We start from the raw sequence: 9,039 nt of genomic DNA, 5'->3' as shown, positions 1-9,039 counted from the left end.
GGTTTGGGTTGATTGTGTGTTGTTTTTTCTTTCTGTTTTTGCGATTGCCGGGGTGCCGATCACCTGACGAAATACCGACCACATCTGCCGACCATCGGTTGGATCAGCCCTTCAGGCCGTCGACCCAGTCCTGGTTCTCCGCGATCCAGGCCTCGACACCGGCGGCCGGGTCGCCCTCGTGCTTGTTGACGACCTGGTCCTCCAGGGTGCCGTACTGCTCGTCGTCCAGCTTCGCGTTCCCCATCATCTCGGCGACCTCGGGGAACTCCTCGCTGAAGCCCTTCGTCGCGAGCTCGTGGAGACCCTCGGCCTCGCCGAGGGCGCCCTTGGGGTCCTTGAGGTCGCGGACGGGGAACTCGTTGTTCGCCCAGAAGGGACGCCACAGCGTGACGACGATGTCCTCCTCGGCCTTGACGGCCTCCTCAAGGGCGTTCAGCATGGCCGGCGTCGAGGAGGTCTGGAGCTCCCAGCCGTCCTCGTCCAGGCCGTACTCCGGGATGACGCTGTCCTGGACGGCCTTGGTGAGGCCTGCGCCCGCCTCGATGCCGACGATCTTGCCGTCGTAGTCCGCCGACTTGCCGACCAGGTCCTCGATCGACTCGAGGTCCGAGTACTCCGGGACCGCCACGGTCAGCTTGGCGTTGTCGTAGTACGCGCCGAGGTCCTCGATGTCGTCGCCGTACTCCTCCATGTAGGAAGCGTGCGTGACCTCGGGCCACGCGGAGGGGTACACGTCGATGTCGCCCTCGGCGAGACCGGTGTACAGCGGCGCGGCGTCGTTGATCTCCTCGATCTCGACCGTGTAGCCATCCTTCTCGAGGATGTTCTTCCACAGGTAGGCGGTGCTCAGGCCGTCCGTCCACGAGGGAATGATGCCCATCGTGATCGTCTTGTCGGTCTCGCTCTCGCTGCCACCGCTCGCCCCGTCTTCAGAGGCGCATGCCGTCATGCCGAGGGTCAGGGTGAGAGCCGCGGTAGCAGCTCCGATCCGCTTGCCGGTAGTGCCGATCATCGGTGTCCTTCCGTTTCGTATGCAGTGTTCGTGATGTATGGGTACTGGTTGTCTGCGAAGCAGGTCAGGCGGGGCTCGTGGCCGGGGTGCGCGTGAACCGGCGCCGCAGCTCGCGGAGCCGGCCCTGCCCTGGCCGACGCGAGCCGATCGAACCGGTGAGCCGGTCCAGGAAGATCGCCAGGATCACCACGGAGATGCCCGCGTCGAAACCGAGCGCGAGGTCGAGGGTCGAGATGGCGCTGACCACCTCGTTCCCGAGGCCGCCACCGCCGACCAGGCCCGCGATCACGGCCATCGACAGGGCCAGCATGATCACCTGGTTGACGCCGGCCATCACGGTCGGCATGGCCAGCGGCAGCTGGATGTCCTTGAGGATCTGCCGGGGTCCGGCGCCGAACGCCTGCCCGGCCTCGACCACTTCGCTGTCGACCTGGCGGATGCCGAGCTCGGTGAGCCGGACGGCAGGCGGGAGCGCGAAGATCACCGTCGCGATCATGGCACCGGCGACACCGATGCTGAACAGGATCACCACCGGCACGAGCCAGACGAATCCGGGCATCGTCTGCATGAAGTCCATGACGGGCCGCAGGACACGGCTGACGACGGCCGAGCGCGCCGCCCAGATGCCCAGCGGCACGCCGACCAGCAGCGCGAACAGCGTCGCTATCACGACGAGGGCGAGCGTCTCCATGGCCGGCTCCCACATGCCCATGCCGATGATGACGACCATGCCGACCAGCGACCCGGCCGCGAGCTTCCAGTCGCGCACGAGCCAGGCGAGCAGCGCGAGGACGACTGCCAGCACCAGCGGCTCCGGGCCCTGGAGCAGGCCCGCGAACCCGTCGATCGTGGTGTCGAGGAAGTCACCGACGCCGTCGAAGAAGGCGTCGAAGGTGTCCTTGAACCAGTCGAACCCCGTCTCGAAGAGCTCGCCGATCGGCAGCGGTGGCACGATCGTCAGGGGAACGGCGCCCTCAGCCACGGACAGCCTCCTTCGTCTCATCGGTGTCGGACACCGAGGCGCTCGTGCCCATGACCGCGGCCTCCATCTCGGCGTCGGTCTGGGTGGAGAGGGCCGAGAGCAGCGTGACGCGCGGGATGACGCCGCTGAGCCGGCCGGCGTCGTCGACCACCGCGATGGCGGGGGTCTCGGCCGCCGGGCCGAACAGGTCGGCGAGCGAGGTGTCGGGGGTGACGCTCGCGAAGTCCGGCACGGGCTTCAGGAGGCCGTCGAGGTTCTTCTGCTCGAGGCGCATGCTCACCTCGTTCTCGCTGACGTAACCCTTCAGCGTGCGGTCGCGCGCGGTGACGAACAGGGCCGAGACCTGGTGCTCACGCATCAGCTTGTGCGCGGCGCGCGGCCCCTGCTCAGCGCCGAGGACGGCGACCGGCGGCTCCATGACGGACGACGCCGTCAGTACGCGGGTGCGGTCGACGTCGGCGACGAACTGGGCGACGTAGTCGTTGGCCGGGTCGGTGAGGATCTCCTCGGCCGTGCCGACCTGGACGATCCGGCCGTTGCGCATCATCGCGATGCGGTCACCGATGCGCATGGCCTCGTTGAGGTCATGGGTGATGAACAGGATCGTCTTGCCGAGCTTCTGCTGCAGCTCGATCAGCTGGTCCTGCATGTCGCGCCGGATCAGCGGGTCGAGGGCGCTGAACGCCTCGTCCATCAGCAGGATGTCGGTGTCGGCGGCGAGCGCGCGGGCCAGGCCGACACGCTGCTGCATGCCACCGGACAGCTCGCTGGGCAGGTGGTCGTCCCAGCCGGTCAGACCGCACAGCTCCAGGGCCTCGTGGGCACGCCTGCGGCGTTCCTCCTTGGCGACGCCCTGGGTCTCGAGGCCGTAGGCGGCGTTGTCGATGACCGAGCGGTGGGGGAACAGCGCGAAGTGCTGGAACACCATGCTGATGCGCTCGCGGCGCAGCCGGCGCAGATCTTTGCCGGTCGCTGCGGTGATGTTCTCGCCGTGGAGCTCGACGTGGCCGGCGGTCGGCGGGTGGAGCCCGTTGATCATGCGGATCAGCGTCGACTTGCCGGACCCGGACAGGCCCATGACGACGAAGATCTCACCTTCTTCCACGGTGAACGACGCGTCGATGACCGCCGGCGTCAGCCCCGCTCTCTTCAGCTCGTCGGTGTCGGCGCCGGCCTCGAGGCGTTTGACGCCCTCGTTAGCCTTACGGCCGAACACCTTGTACAGATGATGTGCCTCGATGGCTGGCACAGAGCCTCCTTGCCTTGGCAGGAAAATGTTGGGAAGGCACGTTTGTGCGACGTGGACCGTCGTTCACCAGACCATGTCCAGTCATGCACATGCAAACTCGGTAAGCGTTCGTTATCGGATCGTTCAGCGTTTGTAATGCTGTCCGCGTCTCGTCCGGTGTCGGCAGGTAGGGCAGGATGTCCCCGTGACCCAAGACGTGAACCCGCAGGCAGCGGACGACAACGAGCCGACCGACGAAGAGTCCCCGGCCGAGCCCTTCGACCCTGCGACGTTCGACCCCGCGACGTTCCAGCCCGAGGCCGTGTCGGAGGAGGAAGCGAAGGTCGCCGCGGAGGTCCTCGACTTCTGGGCGGCCACGCGCCAGTACGCGGGCATGGCGAGCGCGAGCATCGTGGTGGGCCCGACCGTCGGCGAGACGGTGCCCCCGCAGGCCTGGTCGTTCGGGGACGAGCCAGAGCTCGCCGAGCGGCTGCTCGACGCCGTGCTGACGGGCGACAAGACGGCGACGTCGTCGGCCCTGTGGGACTACGACGACGAGGGCGCCCCGCTGCCGGTCGTCGGCGAGCTGTCGATCCTCCTGGACAGCGCGAGCCACCCGCGGGCCCTGATCCGCACCACGAGCGTCGAGACCACCACCTTCGAGGAGGTCGACGAGGACTTCGCGGCTGCGGAGGGTGAGGACGACCGCACGCTCGAGTCGTGGCGCGCGGGCCACGAGGCGTACTTCCGTCGCAACCTGCAGGAGGGCCGGGAGTTCGCGCCGGACATGCCGGTGGTGTGCGAGCGGTTCGAGCTCCTCTACCCGAAGCGCTGACCGGCCGGGGGGCACCGCCCGGCTCACGCGGGCGTGAGGACCAGCCAGGCGAAGCCGACCACGCCGCGGTAGCCGCCCAGGTACTCCTCGCGGCGGCGGTCGGCGAACGCGCGAGCGCCGGGTGTGGCCAGCCGTTCGACGCCCGCCCGCCAGTCCGACTCGAAGTCGTCCCACTCACCTTGCGTCGACGTGGCCGCGTGCAGCACGCGGAATCCGGCGTCGGTCGCCGTACGGGCCAGGCCGGCCAGGTCGGGGAGGTCGCCGAAGGCCTCGCGCACCGTCGCGTCCGGCTCGGACTCGTAGACGCCGTCGCCGAACAGGAGCGTGCCCGACGGCGCGGTGAGCCGGTGCAGGGCGGCCAGGGCGGGCGCCGGGGCGTCCCCCCAGATGTGGCTCGCGCCGACGTTCAGCACGATGTCCGCCGGGCGGTCCCAGGTCGTCGCGTCGGTCGTGTGGAACGCCACCCGGTCGGTGAGTCCGAGCTCGGCGGCCCGACGGCGCGCGCTGCCGGCGTCGGCCACGTGGTTGTCGACGCCGTCGCCGCCGATGCCGTGGTGGGCGCAGAGGCGGAGCAGCAGCTCGCCGCTGCCGCAGCCCAGGTCGAGAACACGGGAGCTCGTGGCCGGCGGCCGGATCCGGTCGAGCAGCGCGGCGGCCCGCGCCTCGCTCAGGGGCGAGTTGAACGTCAGCCCGCCGGCGGCGGCGTCGAAGTACGGGCGGAGGTCTTCATCGGTGGCGGTCATCCGGTGATTGTGCGGGCGGACGGCGATCGTGGGCCAAGGCTTTTCGGCGAGCGCTGTTCCGGGCGGTCAGCTATCCGGGCGGTCACATCGCCACGAGCAGGCGCCGGTCGATTCCCGTCCCACGCTCCGGGTCGCTCCCGCGCACGTGGATCTCGACGCTCTGGGCGGCTGCCCGGTACAACCGGAGCTCGGCCGCGCCGCTGAGCTCTTCGACGCCGTAGGCCCGCACGCCCTTCCGGACGGACGAGAAGGCCGCGGCGACGGCTGGGGCGAGCTCCGCGTCGGGCACCTGGGCCGCCGTGGCGTCGACGTAGACGGCGGCGATGTCCGGCCCGGGATCCACCTGTGAGTTGAAGATGACCAGCTCGACGCGGGGCTGCGCGGCCACGTTGCGTGAGTGCTGCGCGCGGGGCGACGAGATCCAGTAGAAGTCGCGATATCCGGCCTGGCTGTAGAAGACCGGCGAGACGCGGGGCGTGCCGTCCGGTTGAGCGGTGCCGAGGACCATGAAGTGGTTGTCGTCGATGACGCGCCGTGCGATGTCCCGAGGTTCCATACCGGGTGGACGGATGGCGGGCGGCGAAGTCATCGGGCCTGTCAGTGTCTCCTCGTACGGTGTGTACAGCGGCCCGGGCATGGGCCGCCGGCCTACGACGTAGAGGTGATGGCGATGACGCTGCGCTGGTACTCGACGGTGGTGGAGTCCACCGACCACAAGAGGCTGGCCCGCTGGTGGGCCGAGGCCCTGGGCTGGGAGGTCAGGTTCGAGCAGGACTCGGAGTCCGTGCTGGTGCCGCCGTGGGCGGCCGAGCTCTCGGAGAACCTGGACTTTCACCAGGTGCCGCCCGGCATGGTGTTCGTCCCGGTGGAGCACAAGAAGATCGGCAAGAACCGGCTGCACTGGGACTTCGCGCCGCACACGAGCGACGACCGGGACGCCGAGATCGCCCGGCTCGTCGAGCTGGGGGCGACCGTGATCGACGTCGGGCAGCCGGACGACGCGACCTGGACCGTCCTGACGGATCCGGACGGCAACGAGTTCTGCGTGCTGTCGGCCAGGGAGCAGTAGGCGCCGCGGCGATGAGTTCGCCGGGCCGTCGTCGTCGATCCTGTATGAGGACCAAGAATCTCGCACAGCTCTATGACCTCGCCCCGCTCGACTGGGCACCGGTCGCTGCGAGCCTGGACGGGCTCACGCAGGCACCGGGAACCGGCGGGCCCGACCGGCACTCGCACTGGCTCACCACGCTCGACGCCGATGGCAGCCCGCACGTCACGGGGATCGGGGCGATCTGGTTCGACGGTGCCTACTGGGTGGTCTCCGGCCGCTCCGTGCGCAAGGGACGGAACCTGGAGCGGGACCCGCGCTGCTCCATCGCGGTGGCGACCGGTGACTACGACACGGTCGTGGACGGCCGTGCGGAGCTGGTCACCGACCCAGCCGCCGTCGCGAGAGTGGCCACGGTGCTCCAGGACGGCGGCTGGCCGTGCGAGCCCGACGACTCCGGCACCGCGCTCACGGCCCCGTACAGCGCGCCGTCGGCCGGCCCGGCCCCGTGGCACGTGTACCGCGTGACGCCGACCAGGGCCACCGCGTTGCTCGTGCACGATCCGGGCGGGGCGACGTCCTGGTCGTTCGACTGAGGGGTCGATCGAACCGTCCGATCGAACCTTCCGATAGAGCCGTTCTATACGTCCATCCCGTGAGACCCGCGTCTCATTCGACTGGTCGCGCGCGTAGGCTCCGGACATGGCACAGGTGGGCAGGACAGAGGGTATCGACCTCGCAGTGGTCGCAGGTGACGGCATCGGTACCGAGGTCGTGGAACAGGGCCTCGCGGTGCTCGAGGCGGCGCTGGCGCCGTCGGGCACCAAGCTCTCCACCACCGAGTTCGACCTGGGCGCGCGCCGGTGGCACGCGACGGGCGAGACCCTCACCGACGAGGACCTCGAGAAGATCAAGGCGCACGACGCGATCCTGCTGGGCGCCATCGGTGACCCTTCGGTCCCGAGCGGCGTGCTGGAGCGGGGGCTGCTGCTCAAGCTGCGCTTCGCGCTCGACCACTACGTGAACCTCCGCCCGACCAAGCTCTTCCAGGGCGTCTCCAGCCCGCTGGCGAACCCCGGCGAGATCGACTTCGTCGTGGTGCGTGAGGGCACCGAGGGCCCGTACGTCGGCAACGGCGGCGCGCTGCGTGTCGGCACGCCGCACGAGATCGCCACCGAGGTGAGCGTCAACACCGCGTTCGGCGTCGAGCGCGTGGTCCGGGACGCGTTCGCCCGGGCGAACGCCCGCAAGCGCAAGCACCTCACGCTCGTGCACAAGCACAACGTGCTGGTGCACGCCGGCCACCTGTGGCGTCGCACGGTCGAGGCCGTGAACGCCGAGTTCCCCGACGTCACCACCGACTACGCGCACGTGGACGCAGCGACCATCTATCTGACGACCGACCCCAGCCGGTTCGACGTGATCGTGACGGACAACCTCTTCGGCGACATCCTCACCGACCAGGCCGCCGCGATCAGCGGCGGCATCGGGCTGGCTGCGTCGGCCAACATCAACCCGGACCGGACCGCGCCGTCGATGTTCGAGCCGGTGCACGGCTCGGCCCCAGACATCGCGGGCCAGGGCAAGGCCGACCCGACGGCGACCATCCTCTCGGTCGCTCTCCTGCTGGACCACCTCGGCTTCGCGGCCGAGTCCGCGCGGGTCCAGGGCGCCGTCGAGGCGGACCTCGCCGATCGACCGACGGCCCACGGCGGCAGCGCCGTACGCACGACCGAGCAGGTAGGCCGCGATATTGCGGCCCGCGTGACCGAGTAAGCCCGCTGTACGACGGCGGCGCCCGGGTCACGCAGACCGAACCCGGGCGCCGCCGTCGTACGTCGAAGGCCGTCCGGGCAGGCACCCGGCACGGAATGCCCCACCTGCCTTGCCGGGCGTGGAAGACTGACAGCAGCATTCCGGTGAAAGGCATCGACATGACAACAACGACGGATCCCATCCTCCCGGCCCGGCTCGAAGACCTGGTGGCGCTCTTCGACGTGCGGCCCACCGACGTGCCGACGCCGGACGCAGAGCGCGCCGAGGCGCTCCGTGCTCCGAAGTTCGGGACGGTGTTCACGGACCACATGGCGCGGGTCTCCTGGACCAGCGCCGACGGCTGGAAAGACCGGCGGATCGAGAAGTACGGCCCGCTGCAGCTCGACCCCGCGACGGCAGTGCTGCACTACGCGCAGGAGATCTTCGAGGGCCTCAAGGCCTACAAGCACGCGGACGGCTCGGTCTGGACGTTCCGTCCTGACCAGAACGCCGCACGGTTCGCCCGCTCGGCGCATCGCCTCGCGCTGCCCGCGCTCAGCGTGGACGACTTCATCGGGTCGCTGGCGGCCCTGGTCCGTACGGACGTCACCTGGGTGCCCGACGGCGAGGACTCCTCCCTCTACCTGCGGCCCTTCATGTTCGCGTCGGAGGCGTTCCTCGGTGTGCGTCCCGCGGTCGAGGTCGAGTACCTGGTGATCGCCTCCCCGGTCGGCCCGTACTTCGCGGGCGGCGTGCGCCCGGTGTCCATCTACGTGTCGGAGGATTACCACCGGGCAGGGCCGCCCGGAGGTACCGGCGACGCGAAGTTCGGCGGCAACTACGCCGCGAGCCTCCTGCCGCAGCTCCAGGCGCAGAAGGAGGGCTTTGACCAGGTGTGCTTCCTCGACGCGGCCACCAGCACCTACCTCGAAGAGCTCGGCGGCATGAACGTCTTCCTCGTGATGGACGACGGGACCCTGCACACGCCGGAGCTCGGCTCGATCCTCGAGGGCATCACGCGCACCTCGGTGCTGCGGCTCGCCGCGGACCGCGGGTACGACGTGGTGGAGCGGCGGATCCCGCTCGCCGAGGTCGCGTCCGGCCTGGAGTCCGGGAAGGTCAAGGAGTTCTTCGCGTGCGGTACCGCCGCCGTCGTGACGCCGGTGGGGCGCCTCGCCGGGGCGACGTTCGACCACGAGATCAACGGTGGTGAGCCGGGCGAGCTGACGATGGCGATCCGCCAGGAGCTCACCGACATCCAGTACGGCCGCGCCGAGGACCGGCACGGCTGGATGCGCCGCCTGGCCTGAGTGCCGGTCGGCCGCCTGCTGCCGCTGGTCTGCTGTCGCTGGTCGAGCTTGTCGGCGCCACCGCGACCACGACGTGCAGCACCATCCCCGCCGCGATCCACCGGATCGCTGGTCGCACGCCGAACC

10 protein-coding genes are annotated in these 9,039 nt (G+C 69.7%); 5 read left to right on the top strand and 5 right to left on the bottom strand.

The window, feature by feature from the left end; translation table 11 throughout:
- Positions 1-103: 103 nt before the first annotated feature.
- The 3 genes from AB0F40_RS26720 to AB0F40_RS26710 form a co-directional block, all read right to left on the bottom strand.
- Positions 104-1,012 (bottom strand): glycine betaine ABC transporter substrate-binding protein, encoded by a 909-nt coding sequence (locus tag AB0F40_RS26720; RefSeq protein WP_357475198.1) that lies wholly within the window; start codon positions 1,010-1,012, stop codon positions 104-106.
- Positions 1,013-1,076: 64 nt separating this feature from the next.
- On the bottom strand, positions 1,077-1,994 hold the full coding sequence (locus AB0F40_RS26715; protein ID WP_357475196.1) for an ABC transporter permease subunit: 918 nt from the start codon (positions 1,992-1,994) through the stop codon (positions 1,077-1,079).
- Positions 1,987-3,243 carry a glycine betaine/L-proline ABC transporter ATP-binding protein gene (locus AB0F40_RS26710; RefSeq protein WP_357475194.1) on the bottom strand — a complete coding sequence of 419 codons (1,257 nt, stop codon included), beginning with the start codon at positions 3,241-3,243 and terminating at the stop codon, positions 1,987-1,989. Before AB0F40_RS26710 ends, AB0F40_RS26715 begins: the two co-directional genes overlap by 8 nt.
- A 184-nt stretch (positions 3,244-3,427) precedes the next feature.
- On the opposite strand from AB0F40_RS26710, the gene AB0F40_RS26705 reads away from it, so the two are divergent.
- A complete protein-coding gene (locus tag AB0F40_RS26705) occupies positions 3,428-4,057 on the top strand; it encodes an ASCH domain-containing protein (protein ID WP_357475191.1) in 630 nt (209 codons plus the stop codon).
- 23 nt (positions 4,058-4,080) lie between these two features.
- On the opposite strand, the gene AB0F40_RS26700 is transcribed toward AB0F40_RS26705, so the two are convergent.
- Complete coding sequence (locus tag AB0F40_RS26700) at positions 4,081-4,800, bottom strand: methyltransferase domain-containing protein (RefSeq protein WP_357475189.1); 720 nt, start codon at positions 4,798-4,800, stop codon at positions 4,081-4,083.
- 82 nt (positions 4,801-4,882) lie between these two features.
- Entirely contained in the window at positions 4,883-5,389 is a 507-nt protein-coding gene (locus AB0F40_RS26695; RefSeq protein WP_357475187.1) for a pyridoxamine 5'-phosphate oxidase family protein, read from the bottom strand.
- A gap of 81 nt (positions 5,390-5,470) precedes the next feature.
- On the opposite strand from AB0F40_RS26695, the gene AB0F40_RS26690 reads away from it, so the two are divergent.
- The 4 genes from AB0F40_RS26690 (at position 5,471) to AB0F40_RS26675 (ending at position 8,913) form a co-directional block, all read left to right on the top strand.
- Complete coding sequence (locus tag AB0F40_RS26690; RefSeq protein ID WP_357475185.1) at positions 5,471-5,869, top strand: VOC family protein; 399 nt, start codon at positions 5,471-5,473, stop codon at positions 5,867-5,869.
- Between the two features lie 44 nt (positions 5,870-5,913).
- On the top strand, positions 5,914-6,444 hold the full coding sequence (locus tag AB0F40_RS26685; RefSeq protein WP_357475183.1) for a pyridoxamine 5'-phosphate oxidase family protein: 531 nt from the start codon (positions 5,914-5,916) through the stop codon (positions 6,442-6,444).
- A 106-nt stretch (positions 6,445-6,550) separates the two neighbouring features.
- Positions 6,551-7,624 carry a 3-isopropylmalate dehydrogenase gene (locus AB0F40_RS26680; RefSeq protein WP_357475181.1) on the top strand — a complete coding sequence of 358 codons (1,074 nt, stop codon included), beginning with the start codon at positions 6,551-6,553 and terminating at the stop codon, positions 7,622-7,624.
- A gap of 158 nt (positions 7,625-7,782) precedes the next feature.
- Complete coding sequence (locus AB0F40_RS26675) at positions 7,783-8,913, top strand: branched-chain amino acid aminotransferase (protein ID WP_357475179.1); 1,131 nt, start codon at positions 7,783-7,785, stop codon at positions 8,911-8,913.
- Positions 8,914-9,039 lie beyond the last annotated feature (126 nt).

Source organism: Promicromonospora sp. NPDC023987 (assembly GCF_040639055.1).
Classification (GTDB): domain Bacteria; phylum Actinomycetota; class Actinomycetes; order Actinomycetales; family Cellulomonadaceae; genus Promicromonospora.
This window is presented reverse-complemented; position numbering and strand designations above follow the sequence as displayed.

Coding starts and splice junctions, on each gene's coding strand:
- AB0F40_RS26720 (WP_357475198.1), bottom strand. CDS start 1,012: ATGATCGGCACTACCGGCAAGCGGATCGGAGCTGCTACCGCGGCTCTC.
- AB0F40_RS26700 (WP_357475189.1), bottom strand. CDS start 4,800: ATGACCGCCACCGATGAAGACCTCCGCCCGTACTTCGACGCCGCCGCC.
- AB0F40_RS26695 (WP_357475187.1), bottom strand. CDS start 5,389: ATGACTTCGCCGCCCGCCATCCGTCCACCCGGTATGGAACCTCGGGAC.
- AB0F40_RS26690 (WP_357475185.1), top strand. CDS start 5,471: ATGACGCTGCGCTGGTACTCGACGGTGGTGGAGTCCACCGACCACAAG.
- AB0F40_RS26685 (WP_357475183.1), top strand. CDS start 5,914: ATGAGGACCAAGAATCTCGCACAGCTCTATGACCTCGCCCCGCTCGAC.
- AB0F40_RS26680 (WP_357475181.1), top strand. CDS start 6,551: ATGGCACAGGTGGGCAGGACAGAGGGTATCGACCTCGCAGTGGTCGCA.
- AB0F40_RS26675 (WP_357475179.1), top strand. CDS start 7,783: ATGACAACAACGACGGATCCCATCCTCCCGGCCCGGCTCGAAGACCTG.